The organism is Pseudomonas sp. 22490 (assembly GCF_052044465.1).
In the GTDB taxonomy this organism is placed as follows: domain Bacteria; phylum Pseudomonadota; class Gammaproteobacteria; order Pseudomonadales; family Pseudomonadaceae; genus Pseudomonas; species Pseudomonas aeruginosa.
This window is the reverse complement of record NZ_JBQENS010000004.1, coordinates 272,425-299,032: the sequence shown is the minus strand read 5'-3', so window position 1 is coordinate 299,032 and position 26,608 is coordinate 272,425. Positions and strand designations below refer to the sequence as shown.

Sequence of the window (26,608 nt, the reverse complement as noted above, 5' to 3'; positions counted from 1 at the left end):
GCGTTCGATGTCGTCGAGTTCGAACTGGAAGAAGCGCTCTGCGAGCCTTTCCGCCTGAACCTGAAGCTGGCCAGCGACAAGAACGCCATCGATTTCAGGCAGGTACTCGACCAGCCGGGCACCTTCACCCTCTGGCAGGACGGCCGTCCGGCCCGCTACGTCCATGGCATCGTCAGCCACTTCACCCAGGGCAGCTCGGGTTTTCGCCGGACCCGCTACGAACTGCTGCTGGAACCGCAGTTGGCGCGCCTGGAGCTGTGCTGCAACTGGCGGATCTTCCAGGAGAAGAGTGTTCCGGAGATTCTCCAGGCGCTGCTCAAGGAGCACCGGGTGCTCGACTACGAACAGCGTATCTACCACGAGCACCTGCCACGCGAATACTGCGTGCAGGCCGGCGACAGCGATCACTACCTGCACGACCGGCTGGCCTTCGAGGAAGGCCTGGTCTACTACTTCCGCTTCGACGAACACCGCCACACCCTGGTCTGCAGCGACCGGCTCTACGTCCAGGAGCGTATCGCCGGCGGCCCGGTACTGTTCAGCGCCCAGCCGGAGGGCGACAACCCGCAGCCGGTGCTTCATTCTTTCCGCTACAGCGAAAATGTTCGTACGGCTCGACAGACCCAGCGGGACTACAGCTTCAAGCGCCCGACCTACGACCAGGAGCATCATCTCGCTGGCGAGGCGCTCGAGCATCAGGGCTCGTCCTACGAGCGCTACGACTACCCCGGTCGCTACAAGCGGAGCGGCGCGGGCCGGCCTTTCAGCGAAAGCCGCCTCAGAGGACATCGGCGCGATGCACGGGTGGCATCGGTCAGCGGCGACGACCCGCGGCTGATCCCGGGCCACGCCTTTGCCCTGGAAGGTCATCCGCGTGCCGACTTCAACGCCTGGTGGCGGCCGGTGCGGGTGGTCCATCGCGGCACCCAGTATGCCGGCCAGGAGGAAGAGTCCGCCGACGCCCCTCTGGGGGTGAGCTACGACCTGCGCGCCGAACTGGTACCCGAGGACGTCGAATGGCGTCCCGCACCGCTGCCTCGGCCGCGTATCGATGGTCCGCAGATCGCGACGGTAGTCGGCCCGGCAGGGGAAGAGATCCATTGCGACGAGTGGGGACGGGTGAAAGTCCAGTTCCCCTGGGATCGCGAGGGACGTCACGATGAATTCAGTACCTGCTGGATACGGGTCGCGCAGAACTGGGCGGGTGCCGACTGGGGACACATGGCGATCCCGCGGATTGGCCAGGAGGTGATCGTCGATTACCTGGACGGCGACTGCGACCAGCCGATCGTCACCGGGCGCACCTACCGGGCGACCAACCGACCACCCTACGCGCTGCCCGACCACAAGATCCTCAGCACCATCAAGAGCAAGGAGTACAAGGGCAGTCGGGCCAACGAGCTGCGCATCGACGACACCACGGCGCAGATCAGTGCGGCGCTGATGAGCGACCACGGTGCCAGCGCGCTGCACCTGGGCTACCTGACCCATCCTCGGCCCGAAGGCGGCAAGCCGCGCGGCGAGGGCTTCGAACTGCGCACCGACGAACATGGCGCGGTGCGTGCGGCCAAGGGGCTGCTGCTGAGCACCGAGGAGCAGCTCAGGGCCGGCGCCGGCCATCTCGACCGAGGCGTCGTGGTGCAGGTGCTGGAGGCGGCGTTGGAGCTGGCCCGCGAGCTGGGCGACTACGCCGGGGAGCACCAGGGCGTGGGGCACGACGCGGCGCCGCAGCAAACCCTCCAGGAAGCCGTGCGCGACCTCGGCCACGGTGCCAACGACGAGTCCGGCAAGAGCAACGGAGGCAAGCCGGCGATCGCCTTGAGCGGTCCGGCAGGGATCGCCGCGGCGACGCCAACGAGCCTGACCCTGGCCGCCGGCGAGCACGTCGACAGCGTGGCCCGGCAGAACCAGCAGGTGACCGCCGGGCAGAAGGTGGTGATCAACGCCGGCAGCGACATCGGCCTGTTCGCCCAGGGCGGCGAGCTGCGCCAGATCACCCACCAGGGGCCGATGCTGCTGCAGGCGCAGAAGAACGACATCCGCCTGGAGGCCGAGCAGAGCGTGGAGGTCAGCGCCAGCCAGCAGCACGTGCTGGTCACCGCGAAGGAGCACATCACCCTGATGTGCGGCGGCGCCTACCTGACCCTCAAGGGCGGCAACATCGAACTGGGCATGCCCGGCAACTTCGTGGTCAAGGCGGCGAAGCACAGTCATGTCGGTCCCGCTCATGCATCGACCAGCTTCAACGCCTGGGATTCGACACCGTTCGATGACCGGTATGTCCTGCGCGACGAAGCCACGCTGGAGCCGTTACCCAATATCGCCGTTGAAGTGATACGAGGCGATGGTGGTGTGGTGAAACTGATGACCGACAGCCAGGGCCGTTTACCCAAGCAACAACACCTGGCCATGGACCCGGTGCAGATACGCATCCTGGGCAAGGGCAGTCACAACAGCGACACGGAGTCCAACACATGAGCAGCGAACCGCTCGAGCCGAATCAGGATGTGATCATCCCTCGCTCTCGCGACAGTCTGGGACGGCCTGTCTACAAGGCGCAGTTGACCCGTACCGACAACCAGAGCGAAAAGGTGGCACTGGTTCGGCAGACCGCTCCCCTGCCGGTGATCTTCATTCCGGGGATCATGGGAACCAACCTGCGCAACAAGGCAGATAAAAGCGAGGTCTGGAGGCCGCCGAATGGTCTGTGGCCCATGGATGACCTGTTTGCCTCCATCGGTGCGTTGTGGACTTGGGCCTGGAGGGGTCCAAAGGCCCGTCAGGAGCTCCTGAAGGCTGAGCAAGTAGAAGTCGATGACCAGGGTACGATCGATGTCGGTCAATCTGGTTTGTCCGAAGAAGCTGCCCGCCTGCGCGGCTGGGGCAAGGTCATGCGCAGTGCGTATAACCCGGTCATGGGATTAATGGAGAGGCGACTGGATAACATCGTCAGCCGGCGGGAACTCCAGGCATGGTGGAATGACGAAGCCCTCTCTCCTCCTGGAGATCAGGGTGAGGAGCAGGGAAAGGTTGGGCCGATCGATGAAGAGGAATTGCTCAGGGCCAGCCGATACCAGTTCGATGTCTGGTGCGCCGGCTATAACTGGCTACAGTCCAACCGGCAGTCGGCGCTGGATGTACGCGACTATATCGAGAATACCGTGTTGCCTTTCTACCAAAAGGAGTGCGGTCTCGATCCCGAGCAGGTGAGACGTATGAAGGTCATTCTGGTCACCCATTCGATGGGAGGGCTGGTGGCTCGCGCCCTGACGCAGTTGCACGGCTATGAGCGCGTATTGGGGGTGGTGCATGGCGTACAACCTGCGACAGGTTCCTCGACCATCTACCATCATATGCGCTGTGGCTATGAAGGTATCGCACAGGTCGTGCTGGGGCGAAATGCCGGTGAAGTGACAGCCATTGTCGCCAATTCGGCCGGCGCGCTGGAATTGGCCCCTAGCGCGGAATACCGGGAAGGGCGTCCCTGGCTGTTTCTATGCGACGCGCAGGGGCAGGTGCTCAAGGATATCGATGGAAAGCCTCGGGCTTATCCGCAGAATCAGGACCCTTATGAAGAGATATACAAGAACACTACGTGGTATGGATTGGTGCCTGAGCAAAATTCACAATATATGGACATATCAGACAAAAAAGAAGGTTTAAGAGTTGGCCCCCGTGATAACTTTGAAGACTTGATAGATAGCATTGCTAATTTTCATGGTGAATTGTCAGCAGCAGGATATCACTCAGAGACCTATGCCCATTACGGAGCTGACGATAGCCGCCATAGTTGGCGCGACCTGATCTGGAAGGGTGACCCTACCCCTCTGGAGACCCCCGGTGCCACACTCAACGACGATGAGAACGGCACTTACAACAGTTGGTTCCGCCGGGGCTTGCCCACCATAGTGCAGGGTCCGCTGGAGACGGGAAATCCTCTGGACGCTTCCGGTAGCGGAGGTGACGAAACGGTACCGACCGACTCCGGCCAGGCGCCTGCCCTGGCGGGCGTCAAGGCCAGCTTTCGGCATGGCAGCAAGGGCAAGGGACAGGCCAATACCAAACGGGGCTATGAGCACCAGGAGAGTTACAACGATGCTCGTGCTCAATGGGCAGCGCTATATGGGGTGATCAAAATCACCCAGTTGGCGGATTGGCATCCTAATGACAAAGGAGGGACATGATGCATCCCCGTCGGTTGCTTGCTGTACTTGGAGTGGTGGTCTTGACCAGCATGACCAGTTGCACTTCGTTTTCTTCTTCTCGGAGCTCTTCCATGGACAAGACCGGATGGATTACTCATTGCTTTGGTCGCTTTCTGATTGATCTGCCACCTGACGCGGTAATCAATGCCGGATACTACCTATGGGGAGACAGAATTGAGTACTTAGATGATAAACCTACCGAACTGGCAGCCAGGGTTGATCGTCTTGAACAAGAGTGGAGGACTCAGAGACATAAATCCAAAGGTAACATGTTTCTTCGTAAAATTGACTTTGGCAATGAATCAGTAGGTTTATTGTCTTGGTCTTCAGAGGTTGCCTCTAAAACCTATTTATTGGATACCTATGTTACATCTAAGCCTACGTGGCATGCCTATCGTTGGAAAGGGAAAGTTTCGGTAGACAGAGAGCAACATGCTGTGGAGATATCTAGGGCTTTAGCTCGAAATCTACGTTCTCGCGCGCCAAAAGAAATCCCCAGCGAGCCGGGCTTTTGCATCGACCACGCTTATATTGCAGGGGATAGTTTTCAAGTGGAGAGGTTTGGAGTGGGAGTCACTTTCCCTGAGCACCCCGGCGCGCGCTTTGAATTCCGCTCCTCCACGGGAGCTGAGCTAAACAGCCTTCTTGAGCGAGTCGACGGCTTCGTGCAAAACATGCTCTCCACGTTTGCAGGTATGGAAACATTAAGAAAAGGAAAGCATCCTGTCGGGAGCCTTCCCGGAGAGGAGTATCTGGTTGCGGGAAGCAACAAGGGACAGCGCGCCTACACATTCATGTGGGAGGTTCAAGGCAAGGAGGAATCGCTAACCGAGCCCAATCTTACTGCGGGACTGGCGGTACTGGAACGCAGCAATGAAAACGGTAAACCACCGCCCCCTGCCTTCAAATCGGATAAAGAAGCATTGGAACTGTGGGACACCATTGTCGATTCGATTCGCGTGCGCCCGACGTCTTCATCGCCGCGTGGCGGAAATGCCGGTCCTTCCCCTGCTCCGAAACCCGCTACGCCTGGCGGCCAAACGCTGGGTGATCACTATGTCTACGAGGAATTCCTCTCCAGCCTGAAGCCAAAAGACAGCTGGCTGGACGACCTATAGGAGCAACCCGCGATGGACATCATTCGCCTTGGCGACACCACCAGCCATGGAGGCACGGTGATTGAGGCGTTCGGCCAGACCGACCTCAACGGCAAGCCGATGGCCGGTGTAGGCCACCAAGTGGTTTGCCCCTTGTGCAAGGGAACCTTCCCCATTACCGAAGGTAGCGCCCTGCTGGATGTGAATGGGGTCCCGGTCGCGCTACATGGGATGAAAACAGCTTGTGGTGCCAGCCTGATTGCCAGTGGCCCGTTGGGCGCTGCCGAAAGCTGAAAAAGGGGGACGTTCGATATGCCGAACGACTTCGGCGACCTCCTTCGTGCCTCTCCTGTAGAACGCTCAGGAAAACTCCGCCGGCTTCTTGCCCAGCATGACCTGCCCCGAGCCTTGGCACCTTGGCCAGTCTGCCGTTGTGCACTCCAGCAAGCGCTGGCGGCATTCTCTTTGCTCGTTGAGCGTCTCCATTGCCGCCAGGATCTACTGGCGCTCAGATAGCCGGTTGCTCTCGCGCACGTCGCTGCTTGTAGTCGCCAATGCAAGCAGGCGTTCCGCAAAGACCCATGGCTGATCCCGGGCGACAGGGTTCAAGGCCTTGCTGCACCGGGCTTGCGCTCACTGAGGTAGGGGTCGCTGAAAACTCCCAGCGGCTAGAGCACGTCGGCTATCCGACCAATGTCGTACACCGCCGGGCGTCCCGGGGGTAGCCGGCGCCAGTTCTATGGATACAGTGGAAGCAGCTCTGGAAAGCCTGTAGTAGACCGATTGGTCAACTACAAAAAATTACTTTGTATACAAAAAATCGATTGAATCGAGCACACAACGGGGATATAAAACACCCCACCGCATCGCCCTGAAGCCTGGGGTGGATGTTCGGCCAGAAATACCCGGCCGCCGGAACCTGCCTTTTCCGGTGTCCGCCTGCGACTGACAACAATAAAAACGCCTGAGGTGTTGCATGTCCGTGGTAACTGATCGCCGCATCCCCGACTCGCCCGTAGACCAGCGCCTGCCTCTGACGCAGCTGCTGCTGGTGGGCTTCCAGCATGTGCTGCTGATGTACGGTGGCGCCGTCGCCGTGCCTCTGATCGTCGGCCAGGCGGCCGGCCTCTCGCGCGAGGAAATCGCCTTCCTGATCAACGCCGACCTGCTGGTCGCCGGCATCGCCACCCTGGTCCAGTCGCTGGGCATCGGCCCGATGGGCATCCGCATGCCGGTGATGATGGGCGCCAGCTTCGCCGCCGTCGGCAGCATGGTGGCGATGGCCGGGATGCCCGGCGTGGGCATCACCGGGATCTTCGGCGCGACCATCGCCGCCGGCTTCTTCGGCATGCTCATCGCCCCCTTCATGTCGCGCATCGTGCGTTTCTTCCCGCCGCTGGTGACCGGCACGGTGATCACCTCGATCGGCATGTGCCTGTTCCCGGTGGCGATCAACTGGGCCGGCGGCGGCAAGGGCGCGGAAGACTTCGGCTCCCTGCACTTCCTGTTCCTCTCCAGCCTGGTGCTCTGCACCATCCTCCTGATCAACCGCTTCATGCGCGGTTTCTGGGTCAACATCTCGGTGCTGATGGGCATGGGCCTGGGCTACGCGATCGCCGGCGGCATGGGCATGGTCGACCTCGGCGGTCTGGCCGAGCGCCCCTGGTTCGACATCGTCACCCCGCTGCACTTCGGCGCGCCGACCTTCGACCTGGCGCCGATCCTGTCGATGTGCCTGGTGGTAGTGATCATCTTCGTCGAGTCCACCGGCATGTTCCTCGCCCTGGGCAAGATCACCGGCCGCGAGATCACCCCGACCGAACTGCGCCGCGGCCTGCTCTGCGACGCCGGCGCCTCGTTCTTCGCCGGCTTCCTGAACACCTTCACCCATTCCTCGTTCGCCCAGAACATCGGCCTGGTGCAGATGACCGGGGTGCGCAGCCGCTACGTCACGGTGGCCGCCGCCGGTTTCCTGATCCTCCTCAGCATGCTGCCCAAGGCCGCCTTCCTGGTCGCCTCGATCCCGCCGGCGGTACTCGGCGGCGCCGGCATCGCCATGTTCGGCATGGTCGCCGCCAGCGGCATCCAGATCCTCCACGAGGCCAACATCACCGACCGCCGCAACCAGTTGCTGGTGGCGGTAAGCATCGGCATGGGCATGGTGCCGGTGGTGCGCCCGGACTTCTTCGCCCGCCTGCCGGTCTGGATGGAGCCGATCACCCATAGCGGCATCGCCATGACCGCGATCTGGGCGGTGGTGCTAAACCTGCTGTTCAACATCCTCAGCCGCAACGACCGCAGCCACTTGTGCGGCAGCCACGCGCCGGCGCCCAAGCACTCCTGACTCCCTGGCGGACCGGCGACACTCCCGGTCCGCCCTCCCCTCGGGCCGGACTTCGTCCGGCTTCTTTTTTTCCGCTCGCGGTCCGCACCACTCAGTCCCGCCGAAGGAAAGGCCCCGCCTTGCGCTCCAGCAGATGCAGCAATTCCGCCTGCATGTAGGCGTAGTCGTCCGGGATATCCAGGCAGACCAGGCGCTTGCCTTTCATCGCCGCGGCGTGCCGGCGCAGCAGAGCCTGCCGGTGGCGGCGCTCCATGACGACGACCAGCGTCGCCCACTCCAGTTGCTCGCGCTCCAGGGGCGTCTCGGCGTCCGCCGCCAGCCCGGCGGAATCGGTCTCGACGCCCGGCCAGTCGGCGAACAGCCGTTCGGCGCTGGGACTACGCAGGCGGTTGCGGCTGCAGATGAACAGGACCCGGTGCATGGGAGGCTTTCCTTTGCTGGCGCGGCAGGCAGCATGACGTCTTCGCCGCGTTTCGGCGTTGCGCCGCGTCGCTTTTCCCGGGACGGGGCAGCGAGCGGTGCGTGCCGGAACACGGTCGCCCGGGTGGCATGGGAGAGGAAGCGGCGGATGGCGCCGTTGGTGCCATCGCCCCAGGAGGATACCGTCAGCCGCCGGTCATGCTCATGAAACGCAGCACCTGGACCTGCTCCTGGGCGTCGAAGTGATGCCGCTCCGGCTTCAGGTTCAGCGCCGCCACCAGTGCCGCGCTCAGGCGCTCGCGGTCGCCGGGATGACTGCGCAGCAGTTCGCGCAGGTCGAGCGCCCCCTCGTGGCCGAGGCAGAGCACCAGCTTGCCCTCGGCGGTGACGCGCACGCGGTTGCAGTCGCCGCAGAAATTATTGCTGTGAGGTGAGATGAAGCCGATCCGGCTGGGCTCGTCGCCGATCTGGTAATACCGCGACGGCCCGCCGCTGCGCGCCAGGCTCGGGGTCAGCGGCCAGCGGCGCTCGATGATCGCCCGGACTTCGTCGCTGGTGCAGAGAGTCAGTTCGCGACGGTGGCTGGTGATGCTGCCCAGCGGCATTTCCTCGATGAAACTGATGTCCAACTGGTTGGCCAGGGCGTACTCGACCAGGTCGAGGATCTCGTCGTCGTTGCGGCCCTTCTGTACCACGCAGTTCAGCTTGATCCGCTCGAAACCGGCTTCGCGCGCCGCCTGGATGCCGTCCAGCACCTGCTCCAGGCGATCGCTACGGGTGAAGGCGGCGAAGCGTTCGCGCTGCAGCGAGTCGAGGCTGACGTTGAGGCGGCGGACGCCGGCGGCCTTCAGCTCGGCGGCGCGCTCGCGCAGTTGCGAACCGTTGGTGGTGATCGCCAGGTCTTCCAGTTCCGCACGCTGCCCCAGGCGTGCCAGCAGGCCGGTGATGCCCTTGCGCACCAGCGGCTCGCCGCCGGTGATACGAATGCGCCGCACGCCGAGGCCGATGAAGGCGTCGGCCACCGCGTACAGTTCTTCCAGGCTGAGGACCTGGTCGCGGGGAAGGAACTGCATGTCTTCGCTCATGCAGTAGGTGCAGCGGAAGTCGCAGCGATCCGTCACCGACAGGCGCAGGTAGGTGATGCGACGGCCGAAGGGATCGACCAGGCGGGAATCGGACATAGTGACTCGTTCTGTTCCGGGGGGCTCGCCCGGTGCTCGGTGGGTGAGTGCGAGCGGGCGACTCGATACCCCTAACGAATACTCCAAATACCGGGAAATGTATAGGGCAAATGAACCGGCGGGTCAGGATTTCCCGGGCCTCCGCCTCGCTCGCACCTTGCTTGAGGGGCGCTCCGGGCGGGTGCTACCATCCTCGGCTTCCTGCCGCCGTTGCAGCAATGAAGAACAAGGACTGATGACCAGCATCCGCGAGCGCAACAAGCGCCTGATCCTCCGCGCCGCCAGCGAGGAATTCGCCGACAAGGGCTTCGCGGCGACCAAGACCAGCGACATCGCCGCCCGCGCCGGCCTGCCCAAGCCCAACGTCTACTACTACTTCCAGTCCAAGGAAAACCTCTATCGCTGCGTGCTGGAAAGCATCGTCGAGCCGCTGCTGCAAGCGTCGGCGCCGTTCCGCGTGGAAGACGACCCGCTGCTCGCCCTGCCCGCCTACATCCGCTCGAAGATCCGCATCTCCCGCGAGCTGCCGCATGCCTCCAAGGTCTTCGCCAGCGAGATCATGCACGGCGCGCCGCACCTGCCGAAGGAATACCTCGACGAACTGAACGCCCAGGCCCAGCGCAACGTCACCTGCCTGCAGACCTGGATCGACCGTGGCCAGCTCGCCCCGGTGGACCCGCATCACCTGCTCTTCGCCATCTGGGCGGCGACCCAGACCTATGCCGACTTCGATTGGCAGATTTCCATCGTCACCGGCAAGGAACAGCTCAGCGACGCCGACTACGACGCTGCGGTGGAAACCATCACCCGCCTGGTCCTGAAAGGCTGCACGCCCGACGGGCAATCCGGCAAGAGCACCGGCCGGCTTCGGCCGCTGCCGCTCTGACCCGCCGCGGCGCGCTCAATCACGTGCCGCCCCCGCCCCAGCGCCGGCTTCGCACCGAGCGGCGTGACGCGGTATTCGACCCGCGGCGGCAGCTCCGCATACACCTCGCCTGGACGCTATCGGCGGAGTTGCTCGAGCGCGGTATCCGGGTCAACGCCCTGAACCCGGGGCCGACCCGGACGCCAGCGCTGGACAAAGCCGCTACCGATGTCGAGGCCACCCAGGCGCTGAGGGAGAAGATTGGCCGGGACGCCTGGGGGAGCCGCTGGAGATCGCCAGTGCCGCGCTATTCCTGGCCTCGAACGAGCCCCGCTGCAGGTATGGCACGGAGAGCCTGGTGGATGGCGGCGTACGCGACCTGAAGAAGGGAGCGAAGGCCCGGTCCTGGTGAGCGGGCCGCAAGCTCAACCGGCGTCGGGCACCAGCCCGACCGCCAGCACGCCCTGGATCGCGCATTGCTCGTCGATATCCGAGGTATCGCCGCTGATACCGACCGCGCCGACCACCTCTGCCTTGTCGTTGCGAATCAGCACCCCGCCCGGCGCCGGAACCAGATTGCCATGGGCCAGGGTGTTCACCGCGGAAATGAACGAAGGCCGCTGCTGCGCATCCGCCGCCAGCAGCCGCGACGACTTGCCCAGGGCCACGGCGCCCCAGGCCTTGCCGATGGCGATCTGCGGTCGCAGCATGCTGGCGCCGTCCTCGCGCTGCAGCGCCACCAGGTGGCCGCCAGCATCGAGCACCGCGATGGTCAGGGGCGCGGTGGACAGCTCGCGCCCCACCGCCAGCGCCTGGCGGGTAATGCCCAGCGCGGTTTCCAGACTGATGGTGGTCATGGTCGTTCCTCTCGAGTTGTTAAGGCTAGAAATCGGGAAACCACCCGCTATGCGGGCGCGTTCGAAAATTTGTACCCAATCTAGTAGCCGACCGGCCCTACGAAAGCAACATTCCAGAACAATATGAACATAATTTTGTATACATTTTTTCAAACGCTGGTTTTATAAGCCTGCTAACAAGCATTACAACTAATTGTTTTTATTATGAAAAAATGGATTTCATCGGCTTTTTCAAGCGTATACAACCCATCTTGACCTTGCGCTCCCCCTCTGCCTAGAATCGCTCCAACTTTTGTACACAATTAGTATAAGAACGAGGAACAAAACGATGGCCAGAATGAGAGCAATCGAAGCCGCCGTACTGGTGATGCGCCGCGAAGGCGTGGATACCGCGTTCGGCGTCCCCGGTGCCGCGATCAACCCCATGTACGCCGCGCTGAAGAAGATCGGCGGCATCGACCATGTCCTGGCCCGTCACGTCGAAGGCGCCTCGCACATGGCCGAGGGCTACACCCGTACCAAGGCCGGCAACATCGGCGTCTGCATCGGCACCTCCGGCCCTGCCGGCACCGACATGATCACCGGCCTCTACTCCGCCTCCGCCGACTCCATCCCGATTCTCTGCATCACCGGCCAGGCACCGCGCGCCCGCCTGCACAAGGAAGACTTCCAGGCGGTCGACATCTCCAGCATCGCCGCGCCGGTGGCCAAGTGGGCGACCACCGTGCTGGAACCGGCCCAGGTCCCCTATGTATTCCAGAAGGCCTTCCAGCTGATGCGCAGCGACCGGCCCGGCCCGGTACTGATCGACCTGCCGTTCGACGTACAGATGGCCGAGATCGAGTTCGACATCGACGCCTACGAGCCCCTCCCGGTGAGCAAGCCGAAGGCCACCCGGGTCCAGGCCGAGAAGGTCCTGGCCATGCTCGACGAAGCCGAGCGCCCGCTGCTGGTGGCCGGCGGCGGCATCTTCAACGCCGACGCCGCCGAGCGCTTCCGCGAATTCGCCGAGCTGACCGGCATCCCGGTGATCCCGACCCTGATGGGCTGGGGCGTAATCCCCGACGACCACCCGCAGATGGCCGGCATGGTCGGCCTGCAGACCTCGCACCGCTACGGCAACGCCACCCTGCTGGAATCCGACCTGGTGCTCGGCATCGGCAACCGCTGGGCCAACCGCCACACCGGCAGCGTCGAGGTCTATACCGAAGGTCGCCGCTTCATCCATGTCGACATCGAACCGACCCAGATCGGCCGGGTGTTCATGCCCGACCTGGGCATCGTCTCCGACGCCGGCGCCGCCCTCGACGCATTCCTCGAAGTGGCCCGCGAATGGAAGGCCGCCGGCAAGCTGAAGTCGCGCGCCGCCTGGCTGGAAAGCTGCCAGCAGCGCAAACGCACGCTGCAGCGCAAGACCCACTTCGACAACGTGCCGGTGAAACCGCAGCGCGTCTACGAAGAGATGAACGAGTTCTTCGGCAAGGATGCCTGCTACGTCAGCACCATCGGCCTGTCGCAGATCGCCGGCGCACAGTTCCTCCATGTCTACCAGCCGCGCCACTGGATCAACTGCGGCCAGGCCGGCCCGCTGGGCTGGACCATTCCCGCCGCGCTGGGGGTGGTCAAGGCCGACCCGAGCCGCCAGGTGGTGGCGCTCTCCGGCGACTACGACTTCCAGTTCATGATCGAGGAACTGGCGGTCGGCGCGCAGTTCAAGCTGCCCTATATCCACGTACTGGTGAACAACTCCTACCTGGGCCTGATCCGCCAGGCGCAGCGCGGCTTCGACATGGACTATTGCGTGCAGCTGGCCTTCGACAACATCAACGCCCCCGAGCTGGAAGGCTACGGCGTCGACCACGTCGCGGTGGTCGAGGGCCTGGGCTGCAAGGCGATCCGGGTGTTCGACCCGAACGAGATCGGCGCCGCCCTGGCCAAGGCCCGCGAACTGATGCAACAGCACCAGGTGCCGGTGGTGGTCGAGGTGATCCTGGAGCGCGTCACCAACATCTCCATGGGTACCGAGATCAACGCCATCAACGAGTTCGAGGAACTGGCCGAGAAAGGCGCCGACGCGCCGACCGCCATCTCGCTGCTCGACTGATCGCCGGCCTTTCCCGGAGGCGCGGACGGTGCGTGCGGCACCCCGCCCCCGGCGAAAGGCCTCCCGAACGTTTGACCGAACGATAGGAGCAAGACATGCCCCGTTTCTGCGCCAACCTGTCCATGCTGTTCACCGAGGTGGATTTCCTCGAACGCTTCGACGCCGCCGCCAAGGCCGGCTTCGCCGGCGTCGAGTACCTCTTCCCCTATGACGTCGAGGCCGAGGCGATCAAGGCCCGCCTGGAAGCCAACGGCCTGGAGCAGGTGCTGTTCAACCTGCCGGCCGGCGACTGGGCCAAGGGCGAGCGCGGCATCGCCTGCCACCCGGATCGGGTCCAGGAGTTCCGCGAGGGGGTCGACAAGGCCATCGCCTACGCCAGGGTGCTGGGCAACCGCCAGGTGAACTGCCTCGCCGGGATCCGGCCGCAGGGGCACGACTGCGCCAGCGTCGAGAAGACCTTCGTCGACAACCTGCGCTACGCCGCCGACAAGCTGGAAGCCGCAGGCATCCGCCTGGTCATGGAGATGATCAACACCCTCGACATCCCCGGCTTCTACCTGCAGAACACCCGCCAGGCCCTGGAGATCCGCGACAAGGTCGGCAGCGCCAACCTGTTCCTGCAATACGACATCTATCACATGCAGATCATGGAAGGCGACCTGGCCCGCACCCTGGAAAACCAGTTGGCGGCGATCAACCACGTGCAACTCGCCGACAACCCCGGCCGCCACGAACCGGGCACCGGCGAGATCAACTACCGCTTCCTCTTCGAGCACCTGGACCGCATCGGCTACCAGGGCTGGATCGGCTGCGAGTACAAGCCGGCCACCACCACCGAAGCCGGCCTCGGCTGGATGAAGACGCACAACGTCGTCTGATCCGCACCCACGAACAAGACGCTCCCGCCTCCCTGCGCGGAGCCACTCGACAGACAGAACCAGGAGACACTCTCATGGCCAAGATCGGATTCATCGGCACCGGAATCATGGGCAAGCCCATGGCGCAGAACCTGCAGAAGGCCGGCCACAGCCTGTTCCTTTCCACCCACCACGACGCCGCTCCGGCCGACCTGCTGGAGGCCGGCGCCATTGCCCTGGCCAACCCGAAGGAAGTGGCCCAGGAAGCCGAGTTCATCATCGTCATGGTGCCGGACACCCCGCAGGTCGAGGATGTGCTGTTCCGCAAGGACGGTATCGCCGAGGGCGTCGGCCCGAACAAGGTGGTGATCGACATGAGTTCGATCTCCCCCACCGCCACCAAGGGCTTCGCCGAGAAGATCAAGGCTACCGGCGCGCAGTACCTGGACGCCCCGGTCTCCGGCGGCGAGGTCGGCGCCAAGGCGGCGACCCTGAGCATCATGGTCGGCGGCTGCCCGAACACCTTCGAACGCGCCCTGCCGCTGTTCCAGGCGATGGGCAAGAACATCACCCGCGTCGGCGGCAACGGCGACGGCCAGACCGCCAAGGTGGCCAACCAGATCATCGTCGCGCTGAACATCCAGGCGGTCGCCGAGGCCCTGCTGTTCGCCGCCCGCAACGGCGCCGATCCGGCCAAGGTGCGCGAGGCGCTGATGGGTGGCTTCGCCTCCTCGCGGATCCTCGAGGTACACGGCGAACGCATGGTCAAGGGCACCTTCGACCCGGGCTTCCGCATCAGCCTGCACCAGAAGGACCTAAACCTGGCCCTGGCCGGCGCCCGCGAGCTGAACCTGAACCTGCCCAACACCGCCAACGCCCAGCAGGTGTTCAGCACCTGCGCGGCCATCGGCGGCAGTAACTGGGACCACTCGGCGCTGATCAAGGGCCTGGAGCACATGGCCAACTTCTCGATCCGCGACGAGTGATCCGCAGTCCGCGCGGGCCGTCACCCCGCGCGGAGCGACGAACCCCTTTTCGAAGGGCTCGGGGAGAGGAACGGTCGGCGAACTCCGGTGTTCGCCGCCGCCCTCTTCCTTCCCCGCCCACAAGGCGGGGTAAAGGAAGCGAACGCCCGGCCGGGAGATTCACGGCCTCTGCGTCCGGGCGCCTCGCTTCCATTCCCCAGTTCCCGCCGGCGCGGGTGCTGCGGAATGGAAGCGTCGACGACGCTGCGACCGCCGGTCCGACCGGCGGCACGACAACAAGAAATTCGGAGCCTGTCATGAGTACCGATCCACGCGCCTTTCTCACCGAGCTGTTCAATACCGCGGTGGCAGCCGGCCATCCCTACCAGGTGCTGGCCGACCACCTGCCGGAAGATCGCAGCGGGCGCGCCATCGTCATCGGTGCCGGCAAGGCCGCCGGAGCCATGGCCGAAGTGGTGGAGAAGCACTGGCAGGGCGAGATCCAGGGCCTGGTAGTGGCGCCTTACCGCTACGGCGCGCAATGCAGTCGCATCGAGGTGGTGGAAGCCTCCCATCCGGTGCCCGACGACGCCGGCGAGCGCGTCGCCCGTCGCGTGCTGGAACTGATCAGCGGCCTGAACGAGAGCGACCGGGTGATCTTCCTTCTCTCCGGCGGCGGCTCCGCACTGCTTTCGCTGCCTGCCGAAGGCATCGGCCTGGCGGACAAGCAGGCGGTGAACAAGGCGCTGCTCAAGTCCGGCGCCGCCATCGGCGAGATGAACTGCGTGCGCAAGCACCTCTCGGCGATCAAGGGCGGTCGCCTGGCCAAGGCCTGCTGGCCGGCCAGCGTCTATACCTACGCGATTTCCGACGTTCCCGGCGACGAGGCCACGGTGATCGCCTCCGGCCCCAGCGTCGGCGACCCGACCACCTCCGCCGACGCCCTGGCGATCCTCAAGCGCTACGCCATCGACGTGCCGCAGAACGTCCTCGACTGGCTCGCCGACCCGCGCTCGGAAACCGTCAAGCCCGACGACCCGTGCCTGGCGCGCAGCCACTTCCAGTTGATCGCCACGCCACAGAACGCCCTCGACGCAGCAGCGGTGAAGTGCCGCGCGGCCGGCTTCTCGACGCTGATCCTCGGCGACCTGGAGGGCGAAGCGCGGGAGGTCGCCAAGGTCCACGCCGGCATCGCCCGGCAGATCCGCAAGCACGGCCAGCCGCTGGCGGCGCCCTGCGTGATCCTCTCCGGCGGCGAGACCACCGTCACCGTGCGCGGCAACGGTCGCGGCGGACGCAACGCCGAGTTCCTCCTCAGCCTCACCGCCGAGCTAAAGGGCGAACCGAACATCTGGGCCCTGGCCGGCGACACCGACGGCATCGACGGCTCGGAAGACAACGCCGGCGCGTTGATGACGCCCTGCTCCCATGCCCGCGGCGAAAAGGCCGGGCTGAAGATCCGCGACGAGCTCGACGACAACAACGGCTACGGCTATTTCCAGGCCCTCGGCGACCTGCTGGTGACCGGACCGACCCGCACCAACGTGAACGACTTCCGCGCCATTCTCATCCTCGAGTCCTGACATGACAGCCGACAAGAAAGCCAAGATCCTCGCCACCCTCGGCCCGGCCACCCGCAGCCGCGACGATATCCGTGCCCTGGTGGAGGCCGGCGCCAACCTGTTCCGCCTGAACTTCAGCCACGGCGACTACGCCGATCACGCGCAGCGCTTCGCCTGGGTGCGCGAGGTGGAAGCGGAGCTGAACTACCCGATCGGCGTGCTCATGGACCTGCAGGGTCCGAAGCTGCGAGTCGGCCGCTTCGCCGCCGGTGCCGTGCAATTGCAGCGTGGGCAGACCTTCACCCTCGACCTCAGCGACGCCCCCGGCGACGAGCGGCGGGTCAACCTGCCGCATCCGGAGATCATCCATGCCCTGGAACCGGGCATGAGCCTGCTGCTGGACGACGGCAAGATCCGCCTGGAAGTGGTCAACTGCCACAGCGACGCCATCGAGACCCGCGTGGCGGTGGGTGGCGAGCTGTCCGATCGCAAGGGCGTCAACGTGCCGGAAGCGGTGCTGCAACTCAGCCCGCTGACCGACAAGGACCGCCGCGACCTGGCCTTCGGCCTGGAACTGGGGGTCGACTGGGTGGCGCTGTCCTTCGTGCAACGCCCGGAGGACATCGACGAGGCCCGTGGGCTGATCGGCGACAAGGCCTTCCTCATGGCCAAGATCGAGAAGCCCAGCGCGGTGAGCGCCATCGAGGCGATCGCCGAGCGCGCCGACGCGATCATGGTGGCGCGCGGCGACCTCGGCGTAGAGGTGCCGGCGGAGAGCGTGCCGGGCATCCAGAAACGCATCGTCCAGGTCTGCCGCCAGCTCGGCAAGCCGGTGGTGGTGGCCACCCAGATGCTCGAGTCGATGCGCTTCTCCCCCGCCCCGACCCGCGCCGAGGTGACCGACGTAGCCACCGCGGTGGGCGCCGGCGCCGACGCGGTGATGCTCTCGGCGGAAACCGCTTCCGGACAATACCCTCGCGAGGCGGTAGAGATGATGGCGAAGATCGTCCGCCAGGTGGAGGCCGAGCCGGACTACCACGTCCAGCTCGAGGCCAACCGTCCGCAGCCCGACGCTACCGTCTCCGATGCGATCAGCTGCGCGATCCGCCGGGTCAGCCGGATCCTCCCGGTGGCGGTGCTGGTGAACTACACCGAGTCGGGCAACTCGACCCTGCGCGCCGCCCGCGAGCGGCCCAAGGCGCCGATCCTCAGCCTGACCCCGAACCTGCGCACCGCGCGGCGACTGACCGTGGCCTGGGGCGTGTATTCGGTGGTCAACGAGCAACTGGCGCACGTCGACGAGATCTGCTCGACCGCCCTCGACATCGCCCTGGCCCAGCGCATGGCGCGCCGCGGCGACACCGTGGTGGTCACCGCCGGCGTGCCGTTCGGTCGCCCCGGCTCGACCAACATGCTGCGCATCGAGACCGTGGCGCCGCCGCTGGGAGATCTCTGAAGCAACGAGTTCGGTCCGGCTCGCGCCGTCCCCCCGGGCATGCGGGTCGGGCCACCCTTGTCTCTCTCGGATGGATGGGGCCGGAAATACGGGGCCGCGTCTCCATCCATCCGGGAAAGACCTTCTTGTCGGACCATGGCCTCCCTCGCGCACTCCCATGCAGGCCATGGACATTCAAGGCCTCCGGTTCAACTCCTGCCGGAGGTCTTTTTTTCTTCTTGGAACGCCCTGCATGCATGACCCTCGCCTGGCCTTCTCGTCCGGGGTGCGTCGCCTCCGCGCCAGACCCTACAATGACCGCCCCCGCCCCTCGCGCAGGCCTGGCATCTCCGTGCCTGCCGAGCGGCCCTTGCCGCACTGACCGCCATGCCCCTGCAATCTCTCCTCAATGCATCCCGAATCCTCCTGCGCGGCATCAGCCAGGTGTTCCTCCAGGGCGACCCACGCCTGGGCCTGGCCTGTCTGCTGGCGATCGCCGTCGGCGCGCCGCCGCTGCTCGCCGGCGCCCTCCTTGGCGGCGCCCTCGGCCCGTTGCTGGCGCGCCTGTTGCACTGCGCCGACAGCGACATCGAGGCCGGGCTGTACGGCTACAACGCCGTGCTGATCGGCATGCTGCTGGCATTCCGCTTCGCCTGGTCGCCGGGGCTGGTGTCGCTGGTAGCGCTCGGCTGCCTGGCCAGCGTGGCGTTGCAGCGCCTGTTCCTGCATGGGCTGCGCCGACGCCGCTGGCTTCCGCCCTATACCCTGGGCTTCGTCCTCAACGGCTGGTGGCTGGTGCCCCTCGGCGCCTGGCTAGGCCTGGCCCCGGCGACCCATGGCGGCTGCTTCAGCTGCGCCTGGAGCGGCACGGCGGAGCTGGCGGCGCTAGCGCAGGGGATCGGCGAGATCATCTTCCTCGGTGAACCGCTGGCAGGGCTGCTGGTCTGGCTCGGCCTGCTGCTGGTCTCGCGTCCCTCCGCCGCCTGGGCCCTCGCCGGCGCCGCGGCCAGCCTGCCGCTGGCCTGGCTGCTGGGCTACGACTGGGCGAGCGCGCTCGCCGGGTTCTACGGCCTGAACGCCGCCCTTGCCGGGCTGGCCCTGGCCTTGCGCTACCGCAGCGTCTGGCCGCCACTGCTCGGCATGGGCCTGGCGGTGGCGCTGCAACCGCTGTTCGGCCTGCTCGGCCTGCCGGCGCTGACCGCACCGTTCATCCTCGCCTGCCTGCTTTGCATCGGCGGCGAGCGCCTGTACCTGCGCCTGGCCGGCAGCCTCGGCGCGCGCCTCGGCCGGCGACGCTCCTGAGCGGGGGAACGCTGGCGCCGGCGGGCTAGTCTGGTAAGGTGCCGCATCCATCATCAGGAGCCACGATGAGCGCACCCGACAGCTGGCGCGAACGCCTCTACATCGTCATCTTCCAGACCGACACCCGCGACGGCCGGCGCTTCGACAGCGCGCTGCTGCTGGTGATCCTGGCCAGCCTGCTGGTAGTGATGATCGACAGCATCGACGAAATCCACCAGGACTACGGCGACCTGCTGGCCTACATCGAATGGGGCTTCACCGGCATCTTCCTGGTGGAATACCTGCTGCGCCTGTACTGCTCGCCCAAGCCGCTGCGCTATGCCTTCAGCTTCTACGGCCTGGTCGACCTGCTGGCGATCCTCCCCGGCTTCCTCGCCCTGCTCTACCCCGACGCCCAGTACCTGCTGATCGTCCGGGTGATACGCATGCTGCGGATCTTCCGCGTGCTCAAGCTACGCCAGTACCTGAGCCAAGCCAATTTCCTGCTCACCGCCCTGCGCGGCAGCAAGCAGAAGATCATCGTGTTCTTCCTCACCGTGATGACCCTGGTCACCGTGTTCGGCGCGCTGATGTACGTGGTCGAAGGCCCGGAGCACGGTTTCACCAGCATCCCCCGCGGCATCTACTGGGCGATCGTCACCCTGACCACGGTCGGCTTCGGCGACATCACCCCGAAGACCCCGCTCGGCCAGGCCATCGCCAGCCTGGTGATGCTCACCGGCTACTCGATCATCGCGGTGCCCACCGGGATCTTCACCGCCGAACTCGCCACCGCGATGCGCCAGGACCCGGCCAACCTGTTGCAGCGGGATTGCCCGGTGTGCCGCAAGGCGACCCACGAAGTGCAGGCGGCATTCTGCTGCCGCTGCGGCAACCCGTTGTTCCCTCGCGAGGAAGGCAGCCATGGGAAGTCTTGACCGGCAGCGCTGGGACGCCCTCTGGCAGCGACTCGGCGGCAACCCGCCGGCGGATGCCTTCGACGCGCTGCTGGCGGCCTATGGCGGGGCCGACCGGCACTACCACAGCGATCGCCACATCCTCGCCTGCCTGGAGCACTTCGACCGCTGGCGCCAACTGGCGCGGCGGCCGGACCTGGTGGAGCTGGCGTTGTGGACCCACGACCTGGTCTACGACACCCAGCGCCAGGACAACGAGGCCGCCAGCGCCGCCAGCACCGAGCGCTGGCTCGACCAGGCCGGGCTGGCGGCGCTGCGGCCGGCCCTGCGCGAACTGATCATGGCCACCTGTCACCAGGCGCCGCCGGGAGACGCCGACGCAGCCCTGGTGGTGGATATCGACCTCGCCATCCTCGCCGCGCCGGCGCCGGTCTACGCGCGCTACGAGGCGGACGTCCGCGCCGAATACGCCTGGGTGCCGGAACCGCTGTTCCGCGCCGGGCGCGGCAAGTTGCTGCGCCAGTTGCTGGAGCAACCGGCGCTGTACCACTGCGAACCGCTGCGGCAACGCTGGGAGGCCGCCGCCCGCGCCAACCTGCGCGGTGCCCTGGAGCGCCTGGAACAGCCGGCCTGAGCCGCACGGGAAAATTTCTTCGCGCCGCTTAACCCGTCTTTCGCCGCGCTTGCGTCTCAGGCAGCAGGAAGGGACCGCACGCACGGGTTCCTCGCCCCTCCATCCGCCCAAGGAAGAGATATCGTGAATCGACTCGCCGCCTCTCCGCTCCTGTTCGCCGGCCTGTTCGCCAGCGCTCCGTTGCTGGCCGCGCCACAAGCGGTCGACAGCCGCATCAGCGCGGTCACCGTCTACGCCGACCGTGCCGTGGTCACCCGCACCGCCCGCCTGCAATTGCCCAAGGGCCAGCATGAGATCGCCCTGGAGCAACTGCCCTTCCAGCTCGACGACACCAGCCTGCGCGCGTCCCTCGGCGCCAGCGCCGCCGCCACCCTGCTCGACGTCAGCAGCGCCGCGCAACGGGTCGAGCGCCCGGACGACAATCGTGTGCAGCAGCTCGACCAGCAACTGCGCGAGATAGACCGGCAACTACGGGAAATCCATGACCGCGGCAGCGTGCTCGAAGCGCAGAAGAAGTTCCTCGCCGACATCCAGAGCGGCAGCACCCAGCCCGGCAAGGATCGCCCCATGCCCGGCATCGACGAGCTGAAAAGCCTGCTGCAACTGACCGAAGGCAACCTCGAACGCCTGCTCGCCGAGCAGCGCCAGCTGGACGACCGCGCCGCCGAACTGGAACAGCGCAAGCAGCAGTTGCAGGAGCAGCGCGGCACCCTCAACGGCGACGGCAAGCGCTTCAAGCGCGCGGTCCTGCGGGTCGCCCTGGAGCAACCGGCACAGGTCGAGGTGAAGCTCGACTACACCCTGCGCGACGCCTCCTGGCAGCCGACCTACGACGCACGCCTGCGCGACGGCGCGAAGACCATCGAACTGACCTACCAGGGCCTGGTCCGGCAGAGCAGCGGCGAAGACTGGACCGACGTCGACCTGACACTCTCCACCGCCCGTCCGGCCCTGGGCGGCAACGTACCGCGGCTGAATCCCTGGATCGTCGACATCGACGCGCCCAACGCCTACTACGGTGCCGAGATGGCCATGCAGGACGTTCCGGCGCCCATGCCGCAAGCCGCTCCCATCGCCAGGACCTCGGCGAAGATGGCCATGCCGGCCCCGGCGCCGAAGCTGGCCGAGGCGCGGCTCGCCACCGCGGAGGTCAGCAGCGGCGCCGCCAGCGCCTCTTTCCACATCCCCGTGCCGGCGACCCTGAACAGCGACGGCAGCGCGCAGAAGGTCACCATCGCCCGCCTGGAAATGCCGGCCAAGCTGCGCTATCTGGCGGCCCCGGCCCTGCGCGAAACCGCCTACCTGGAGGCGGAGACCCGCAACGACAGCGACTACCCGCTGCTCCCCGGCACCCTGAATACCTTTCTCGGCAACAGCTTCGTCGCCAGCGGCCATCTGCGCGGGGTGATGCCCGGCGAGAGCTTCGAACTGGCACTGGGCGCCGACGAGGGCATCGGCATCGAACGCAAGCTGGTCAAGCGCTATACCGACAGCAGCGGCCTGATCGGCAACCGCACGCGGGTCAACTACGAATTCCGCATCGACGTGCGCAACAACCACAAGAACGCCGAACGCGTGCAGTTCGAGGACCAGTTGCCGGTCTCGCGCAACGAGCAGATCCAGGTCACCTTGCTGGAACCCAAGGCGCAGGAAGTCAAGCGCGAGGACGACGGCAAGCTGAAGTGGGACTGGACCCTGCAACCCGGCGAGAAACGCAGCGCCACCCTGAAGTTCAGCGTGGAGTATCCCAAGGACCTGGCGGTCAGCGGCCTCGACTAGCGCTGGCCAAAGCGCCGGCTGCGGCATAGGCTCGAGCGGGTAATAAGCAAAGCAGTTTTTGATATTTACCCTGCATATAACCCGACGTTATAGTCGAGCCACTACAACATGCTCAAAGGAACTGCCCTGTGAAACGACTGTTCAGCGCCTCCCTGCTGGCCGCCGGCCTGGCGCTCGGCGGCGCCGCTCACGCCGCCCAGCCCCTGCTCAACGTCTCCTACGACGTGATGCGCGACTTCTACAAGGAATACAACCCGGCCTTCCAGAAATACTGGAAAGCGGAGAAAGGCGAGAACATCACCATCCAGATGTCCCATGGCGGTTCCAGCAAGCAGGCGCGCTCGGTGATCGACGGTCTGCCCGCCGACGTCATCACCATGAACCAGGCCACCGACATCGACGCCCTCGCCGACAACGGCGGCCTGGTGCCGAAGGACTGGGCGACCCGCCTGCCGAACAACAGCGCGCCGTTCACCTCGGCCACCGTGTTCATCGTTCGCAAGGGCAACCCCAAGGCCCTGAAGGACTGGCCGGACCTGCTCAAGGACGGCGTCCAGGTAGTGGTGCCGAACCCCAAGACCTCCGGCAATGGCCGCTACACCTATCTCTCCGCCTGGGGCTACGTGCTGAAGAACGGCGGTGACGAGAACAAGGCCAAGGAATTCGTCGGCAAGCTGTTCAAGCAGGTACCGGTGCTCGACACCGGCGGCCGCGCCGCCACCACTACCTTCATGCAGAACCAGATCGGCGACGTACTGGTGACCTTCGAGAACGAAGCCGAGATGATCGCCCGCGAATTCGGCCGAGGCGGCTTCGAGGTGGTCTACCCGAGCGTGTCCGCCGAGGCCGAGCCCCCCGTGGCGGTGGTCGACAAGGTGGTCGAGAAGAAAGGCAGCCGCGCCCAGGCCGAGGCCTACCTGAAGTACCTGTGGTCGGACGAGGGCCAGACCATCGCCGCCAACAACTACCTGCGCCCGCGCAACCCGGAGATCCTCGCCAAGTTCGCCGACCGCTTCCCGAAAGTCGACTTCTTCTCGGTGGAGAAGACCTTCGGCGACTGGCGCAGCGTGCAGAAGACCCACTTCATCGACGGCGGCGTATTCGACCAGATCTACAGCCCCAACTGATCCCTCGCCGCTTGACGAAAAAGCCGGAAGCGCTCGCGCTTCCGGCTTTTTCATTCGGCTTGCAGTTCAGCCACTGCCGCCTCAGCGAAACTCGTGCTCCACCTCGGACCAGAGGCTGACCCGCTGTCCGCCGGCCTCGAAGAACTCCATCTCGCGGCGGATGCCGGCGCTGTCTCGCCAGCCCGGCAGGTCGAGGACGATCAGCTCTTCCAGGTGATCCATGTAGAAGGCGTCCACCGGCGCCCACAACCTGCCGATCGCCGCGCGGTCGAGCTCGGCCAGGCACAGGTTGATCGGGTGGGACATGGAGACCTGGCTGAATACCACGTGGCCGGCGCGGACGATGGTCGCCGCGACCTCGTTGCAGGCACGGAAGCGCTGCTCGACCACCTCGGCGTCGGCATGGCTGTAGGGACAGGCTAGGAATATCTTGCGCATGGTTACCTCGTTGCGGAAAGCGACGCCGCGATGGCTCGCGGCGCTCGTCGGGGGATGTTTCAGGCTGCGTGCAGGGCGCTTTTTTCCGCCTCGTCATGCTCCTGCTCCTGCCGCGCATAGCGCTCGGCGGCAGGCACCGAGATGCGGATGGCGATGAATACCGCCAGCAGGCCGCCGAACAATTTGCCGAGCAGGATCGGCAGGATCAGCGTCGGCTGGAAGTTGGCGGTGAATGCCAGGTGATCGCCGATGGTGGCCTGGGCGCAGACGCCCAGGGCCACGCAAAGCACCTTGTCGCGAGCATTCATGTATTTGAACAGGTGGTAGGTGGCGATGATGTTCGCCAGTACCATGACAAAGGCGGTGGCGCCCGGCTGGGACAGCCCCAGGTAACGGCCGAGGACCGCCATCGGGCGCTTGCAGTAGCGCTGGAACAGGTAGCAGATGGGGAAGGTCCCGGCCAGCATGATGCCGATGTAGCCAGCGATCTCGATGGCGCGGAACAACTCTTTCTCGTCGGCGAACATCGGGTCGAAGCCCCAGCCGCCGAAGACCTTGGTGAAGACTCCGGTGAAGTGCTGGACGATGGAAAGCGCCAGGGCCATCTTGATGAACGCGTCCATCACCTTGCCGAATACCAGGAACCCGGTGACCATCGCCGTCGCCCGGTACTTCAGGCCGGCGGCCAGCAGGAAGCAGAAGACGAACAGCGGCGCCAGCAGCCGAAGCATGTCGAGGAAGTCCAGCGACAGGTAGTGCAGGGCCGGCGAACCGGTCGATACCAGTTCGCGCACCGGGATGTGGTTGAGGGTAATCAGCAGCAACGCCGCCAGCACCGCGAACGGAATGCTGATCAACCCGGCCATCGCCCCCAGCGCCAGGTACTTGTGGTCCTTGCGCTCGAGCATGGTCAGGCCGACCGGGATCAGGTAGACGATGGTCGCGCCGGAGGTGTAGCCCACCAGCATGGCAGTAATCCACATGTCGCGGTTGGCGGTCAGGGCATCGGCCAACTGGTAGCCGCCCATGTCCACCGCGATGATCGACAGCGCGGCGATGGATACGTCGGAACCGAGGGTCTGGAAGAACGGGCCGAGGGCATGGGAAATCGCCTTCGACAGATAGGGAATGGCTACCATGATGCCGGCCTGGGCGAGGAACACCGGACCGATGGCGTGGATGCCGTTGACGAACTCGCGGCCCAGACCGCTTTCCGGGCGCAGGATGGAAGCCAGCGCGCCAAGTACCGCACCCAGCATGATCAGGTAAATCACATAGTTTCCGAACTCGGCCATCTGCGTCGTTCTCCCCTCGGCAGGCTCCCGTAGCGGGATGCGTTCTTCTGGTTGTCTGGTCGGGAGGCCGGCCACGCCGGTCGCTCCGCCGAAGCGAACACTCGCATTTCGCGTGCCACAATTTGGTTTTCGTGTTGATTTGAAGGTTCGTTTTACCTAAATTGGTCACCCATACGGTCAAGTAGGCGGCCAATCCAAGAGCGTACCTGCCTTACGGACCTGTGGGATTTTCCGCCGGGCCTGCGCAAAGCCTCGCCCCGCCCCCTTCCGCCCAGCGCCGCCAGGCGCTACCGGGCGATTCACGGTAACAATCGCCGCACCAGGATGCGGCCCATGGGAGAACACGATGCGCCCCGAGGAACGCCGCCGCCACATTCTCGAATTGCTGCGCCAGCGCGAGCGGATCTCGGTGGACGAACTGGCGCGGACCCTTTCCACCTCTCAGGAAACCATTCGCCGCGACCTCGCCGCGCTGGCCGAACAAGGCCTGGTCAGCAAATTCCACGGAGGGGCCGCCCTGCCGCCCAGCGGCGAGCACGAGAACGCCTTCCAGACGCGAATGAACGAGCACGCCCAGGAAAAACGCGCAGTCGCCCGCTACGCCGCCGGCCTGTTCGGGCGCGGTGACAGCATCTTCATCGACACCGGCACCACCACCCTGCTGTTCGCCCGCGAACTGGCGCGCCAGAGCCATCTGACGGTGATCACCAACTCGCTGTTGATCGCCGGCAGCGTCGGCGCCTCCGGCAACCGCGCATTCATGATCGGCGGCGAGTACCGCCCGGAATCCGAACAGAACGTCGGCGCCCTGGCCATCGATCAGATCGCCCGGTTCAACGCCGAGCATGCGGTGATCACCGTCGGCGCGCTGAACGGCGATGGCGCCATGGATTTTTCCATCGAGGAAGCCGAGATCGCCCGTGCCATGATCGCCCAGGCCCGCCAACTGACGGTTATCGCCGACTCCTCGAAGCTCGGCCGGCGCGCCCTGTTCCAGGTCTTCCCGCTGAGCCGGATCAACCGCCTGGTGGTCGACCGCAAGCCTACCGGGGAACTCTGGGAAGCCCTGCAACAGGCGCGGGTGGAAGTCCACGAAGCCCCCCTGCGCACCCCGCAGGCCTGACTCCCCTCGCGGGCAGCCCCGGAGACAGGCCGGGGCTGTGCCGGTGGCTGCCCGTCGATTAATCGATTGACTGTTTCTCTTTCAGTTGCCACATTAAAACAACAAATTTCACATAGAATTCT

Annotated in this window: 22 protein-coding genes; 17 read left to right on the top strand and 5 right to left on the bottom strand. The window is 65.3% G+C overall.

Features of this window, described 5'->3' with window-relative positions; genetic code table 11:
• The 5 genes from ACTJJX_RS06835 to ACTJJX_RS06815 form a co-directional block, all read left to right on the top strand.
• Positions 1 to 2,478: type VI secretion system Vgr family protein (locus ACTJJX_RS06835; RefSeq protein WP_440781964.1), on the top strand; the 2,478-nt coding region annotated here is incomplete at its 5' end.
• Positions 2,475 to 4,184, top strand: coding sequence for an esterase/lipase family protein (locus tag ACTJJX_RS06830; protein ID WP_016851824.1), 1,710 nt, complete (start codon positions 2,475 to 2,477; stop codon positions 4,182 to 4,184). The genes ACTJJX_RS06835 and ACTJJX_RS06830, both read left to right, overlap by 4 nt.
• Positions 4,181 to 5,323 carry a T6SS immunity protein Tli4 family protein gene (locus ACTJJX_RS06825; protein WP_031637753.1) on the top strand — a complete coding sequence of 381 codons (1,143 nt, stop codon included), beginning with the start codon at positions 4,181 to 4,183 and terminating at the stop codon, positions 5,321 to 5,323. The genes ACTJJX_RS06830 and ACTJJX_RS06825 overlap by 4 nt, the downstream gene beginning before the upstream one ends.
• A 12-nt stretch (positions 5,324 to 5,335) precedes the next feature.
• The gene (locus ACTJJX_RS06820) at positions 5,336 to 5,596 is read left to right on the top strand and encodes a PAAR domain-containing protein (protein ID WP_003105819.1); all 261 of its coding nucleotides are present in this window, start codon (positions 5,336 to 5,338) and stop codon (positions 5,594 to 5,596) included.
• A gap of 682 nt (positions 5,597 to 6,278) precedes the next feature.
• Positions 6,279 to 7,646 carry a nucleobase:cation symporter-2 family protein gene (locus ACTJJX_RS06815; protein ID WP_003083208.1) on the top strand — a complete coding sequence of 456 codons (1,368 nt, stop codon included), beginning with the start codon at positions 6,279 to 6,281 and terminating at the stop codon, positions 7,644 to 7,646.
• A 91-nt stretch (positions 7,647 to 7,737) separates the two neighbouring features.
• Here ACTJJX_RS06815 and ACTJJX_RS06810 read toward each other — a convergent pair whose 3' ends face one another.
• Entirely contained in the window at positions 7,738 to 8,067 is a 330-nt protein-coding gene (locus tag ACTJJX_RS06810) for a low molecular weight protein tyrosine phosphatase family protein (RefSeq protein WP_003087185.1), read from the bottom strand.
• 184 nt (positions 8,068 to 8,251) lie between these two features.
• Complete coding sequence (moaA, locus tag ACTJJX_RS06805; protein WP_003083204.1) at positions 8,252 to 9,247, bottom strand: GTP 3',8-cyclase MoaA; 996 nt, start codon at positions 9,245 to 9,247, stop codon at positions 8,252 to 8,254.
• Between the two features lie 235 nt (positions 9,248 to 9,482).
• On the opposite strand from moaA, the gene ACTJJX_RS06800 reads away from it, so the two are divergent.
• Positions 9,483 to 10,133: a TetR/AcrR family transcriptional regulator gene (locus ACTJJX_RS06800; RefSeq protein WP_003083201.1), complete on the top strand. Its 651-nt coding sequence runs from the start codon at positions 9,483 to 9,485 to the stop codon at positions 10,131 to 10,133.
• A 404-nt stretch (positions 10,134 to 10,537) separates the two neighbouring features.
• Here ACTJJX_RS06800 and ACTJJX_RS06795 read toward each other — a convergent pair whose 3' ends face one another.
• On the bottom strand, positions 10,538 to 10,969 hold the full coding sequence (locus ACTJJX_RS06795) for a GlcG/HbpS family heme-binding protein (protein WP_003083199.1): 432 nt from the start codon (positions 10,967 to 10,969) through the stop codon (positions 10,538 to 10,540).
• Between the two features lie 328 nt (positions 10,970 to 11,297).
• On the opposite strand from ACTJJX_RS06795, the gene gcl reads away from it, so the two are divergent.
• The 10 genes from gcl (at position 11,298) to ACTJJX_RS06745 (ending at position 23,630) form a co-directional block, all read left to right on the top strand.
• On the top strand, positions 11,298 to 13,073 hold the full coding sequence (gene gcl / locus ACTJJX_RS06790) for a glyoxylate carboligase (RefSeq protein ID WP_003087182.1): 1,776 nt from the start codon (positions 11,298 to 11,300) through the stop codon (positions 13,071 to 13,073).
• 95 nt (positions 13,074 to 13,168) lie between these two features.
• Positions 13,169 to 13,951, top strand: a complete 783-nt coding sequence (hyi, locus tag ACTJJX_RS06785) for a hydroxypyruvate isomerase (RefSeq protein ID WP_003087181.1) — start codon at positions 13,169 to 13,171, stop codon at positions 13,949 to 13,951.
• A gap of 74 nt (positions 13,952 to 14,025) precedes the next feature.
• Entirely contained in the window at positions 14,026 to 14,916 is an 891-nt protein-coding gene (locus ACTJJX_RS06780; protein ID WP_003087180.1) for a 2-hydroxy-3-oxopropionate reductase, read from the top strand.
• 296 nt (positions 14,917 to 15,212) lie between these two features.
• The gene (locus ACTJJX_RS06775; RefSeq protein WP_003145012.1) at positions 15,213 to 16,478 is read left to right on the top strand and encodes a glycerate kinase type-2 family protein; all 1,266 of its coding nucleotides are present in this window, start codon (positions 15,213 to 15,215) and stop codon (positions 16,476 to 16,478) included.
• Between the two features lies 1 nt (position 16,479).
• The gene (pyk, locus tag ACTJJX_RS06770; protein ID WP_003159951.1) at positions 16,480 to 17,913 is read left to right on the top strand and encodes a pyruvate kinase; all 1,434 of its coding nucleotides are present in this window, start codon (positions 16,480 to 16,482) and stop codon (positions 17,911 to 17,913) included.
• A gap of 366 nt (positions 17,914 to 18,279) precedes the next feature.
• On the top strand, positions 18,280 to 19,194 hold the full coding sequence (locus tag ACTJJX_RS06765) for an urea transporter (RefSeq protein WP_003122928.1): 915 nt from the start codon (positions 18,280 to 18,282) through the stop codon (positions 19,192 to 19,194).
• Positions 19,195 to 19,259: 65 nt separating this feature from the next.
• Complete coding sequence (locus tag ACTJJX_RS06760; RefSeq protein WP_003083179.1) at positions 19,260 to 20,111, top strand: ion transporter; 852 nt, start codon at positions 19,260 to 19,262, stop codon at positions 20,109 to 20,111.
• On the top strand, positions 20,098 to 20,724 hold the full coding sequence (locus tag ACTJJX_RS06755; RefSeq protein ID WP_012614337.1) for an HD domain-containing protein: 627 nt from the start codon (positions 20,098 to 20,100) through the stop codon (positions 20,722 to 20,724). The genes ACTJJX_RS06760 and ACTJJX_RS06755 overlap by 14 nt, the downstream gene beginning before the upstream one ends.
• A 123-nt stretch (positions 20,725 to 20,847) precedes the next feature.
• A complete protein-coding gene (muiA, locus tag ACTJJX_RS06750) occupies positions 20,848 to 22,503 on the top strand; it encodes a mucoidy inhibitor MuiA (RefSeq protein WP_003117788.1) in 1,656 nt (551 codons plus the stop codon).
• A gap of 128 nt (positions 22,504 to 22,631) precedes the next feature.
• Positions 22,632 to 23,630: a sulfate ABC transporter substrate-binding protein gene (locus ACTJJX_RS06745; RefSeq protein ID WP_003087175.1), complete on the top strand. Its 999-nt coding sequence runs from the start codon at positions 22,632 to 22,634 to the stop codon at positions 23,628 to 23,630.
• Positions 23,631 to 23,711: 81 nt separating this feature from the next.
• On the opposite strand, the gene ACTJJX_RS06740 is transcribed toward ACTJJX_RS06745, so the two are convergent.
• Positions 23,712 to 24,068 (bottom strand): DUF1937 family protein, encoded by a 357-nt coding sequence (locus tag ACTJJX_RS06740; protein ID WP_003083172.1) that lies wholly within the window; start codon positions 24,066 to 24,068, stop codon positions 23,712 to 23,714.
• Between the two features lie 59 nt (positions 24,069 to 24,127).
• The gene (gene eutH, locus ACTJJX_RS06735) at positions 24,128 to 25,363 is read right to left on the bottom strand and encodes an ethanolamine utilization protein EutH (RefSeq protein WP_003083171.1); all 1,236 of its coding nucleotides are present in this window, start codon (positions 25,361 to 25,363) and stop codon (positions 24,128 to 24,130) included.
• 346 nt (positions 25,364 to 25,709) lie between these two features.
• On the opposite strand from eutH, the gene ACTJJX_RS06730 reads away from it, so the two are divergent.
• Positions 25,710 to 26,486 carry a DeoR/GlpR family DNA-binding transcription regulator gene (locus ACTJJX_RS06730; RefSeq protein ID WP_016851825.1) on the top strand — a complete coding sequence of 259 codons (777 nt, stop codon included), beginning with the start codon at positions 25,710 to 25,712 and terminating at the stop codon, positions 26,484 to 26,486.
• Positions 26,487 to 26,608: the final 122 nt, after the last annotated feature.

What these genes read in the sequence shown, in the direction of transcription:
- ACTJJX_RS06830 (WP_016851824.1), top strand. Translation starts at nt 2,475, where the DNA reads ATGAGCAGCGAACCGCTCGAGCCGAATCAGGATGTGATCATCCCTCGC.
- ACTJJX_RS06825 (WP_031637753.1), top strand. Translation starts at nt 4,181, where the DNA reads ATGATGCATCCCCGTCGGTTGCTTGCTGTACTTGGAGTGGTGGTCTTG.
- ACTJJX_RS06820 (WP_003105819.1), top strand. Translation starts at nt 5,336, where the DNA reads ATGGACATCATTCGCCTTGGCGACACCACCAGCCATGGAGGCACGGTG.
- ACTJJX_RS06815 (WP_003083208.1), top strand. Translation starts at nt 6,279, where the DNA reads ATGTCCGTGGTAACTGATCGCCGCATCCCCGACTCGCCCGTAGACCAG.
- ACTJJX_RS06810 (WP_003087185.1), bottom strand. Translation starts at nt 8,067, where the DNA reads ATGCACCGGGTCCTGTTCATCTGCAGCCGCAACCGCCTGCGTAGTCCC.
- moaA (WP_003083204.1), bottom strand. Translation starts at nt 9,247, where the DNA reads ATGTCCGATTCCCGCCTGGTCGATCCCTTCGGCCGTCGCATCACCTAC.
- ACTJJX_RS06800 (WP_003083201.1), top strand. Translation starts at nt 9,483, where the DNA reads ATGACCAGCATCCGCGAGCGCAACAAGCGCCTGATCCTCCGCGCCGCC.
- ACTJJX_RS06795 (WP_003083199.1), bottom strand. Translation starts at nt 10,969, where the DNA reads ATGACCACCATCAGTCTGGAAACCGCGCTGGGCATTACCCGCCAGGCG.
- gcl (WP_003087182.1), top strand. Translation starts at nt 11,298, where the DNA reads ATGGCCAGAATGAGAGCAATCGAAGCCGCCGTACTGGTGATGCGCCGC.
- hyi (WP_003087181.1), top strand. Translation starts at nt 13,169, where the DNA reads ATGCCCCGTTTCTGCGCCAACCTGTCCATGCTGTTCACCGAGGTGGAT.
- ACTJJX_RS06780 (WP_003087180.1), top strand. Translation starts at nt 14,026, where the DNA reads ATGGCCAAGATCGGATTCATCGGCACCGGAATCATGGGCAAGCCCATG.
- ACTJJX_RS06775 (WP_003145012.1), top strand. Translation starts at nt 15,213, where the DNA reads ATGAGTACCGATCCACGCGCCTTTCTCACCGAGCTGTTCAATACCGCG.
- pyk (WP_003159951.1), top strand. Translation starts at nt 16,480, where the DNA reads ATGACAGCCGACAAGAAAGCCAAGATCCTCGCCACCCTCGGCCCGGCC.
- ACTJJX_RS06765 (WP_003122928.1), top strand. Translation starts at nt 18,280, where the DNA reads ATGCCCCTGCAATCTCTCCTCAATGCATCCCGAATCCTCCTGCGCGGC.
- ACTJJX_RS06760 (WP_003083179.1), top strand. Translation starts at nt 19,260, where the DNA reads ATGAGCGCACCCGACAGCTGGCGCGAACGCCTCTACATCGTCATCTTC.
- ACTJJX_RS06755 (WP_012614337.1), top strand. Translation starts at nt 20,098, where the DNA reads ATGGGAAGTCTTGACCGGCAGCGCTGGGACGCCCTCTGGCAGCGACTC.
- ACTJJX_RS06740 (WP_003083172.1), bottom strand. Translation starts at nt 24,068, where the DNA reads ATGCGCAAGATATTCCTAGCCTGTCCCTACAGCCATGCCGACGCCGAG.
- eutH (WP_003083171.1), bottom strand. Translation starts at nt 25,363, where the DNA reads ATGGCCGAGTTCGGAAACTATGTGATTTACCTGATCATGCTGGGTGCG.
- ACTJJX_RS06730 (WP_016851825.1), top strand. Translation starts at nt 25,710, where the DNA reads ATGCGCCCCGAGGAACGCCGCCGCCACATTCTCGAATTGCTGCGCCAG.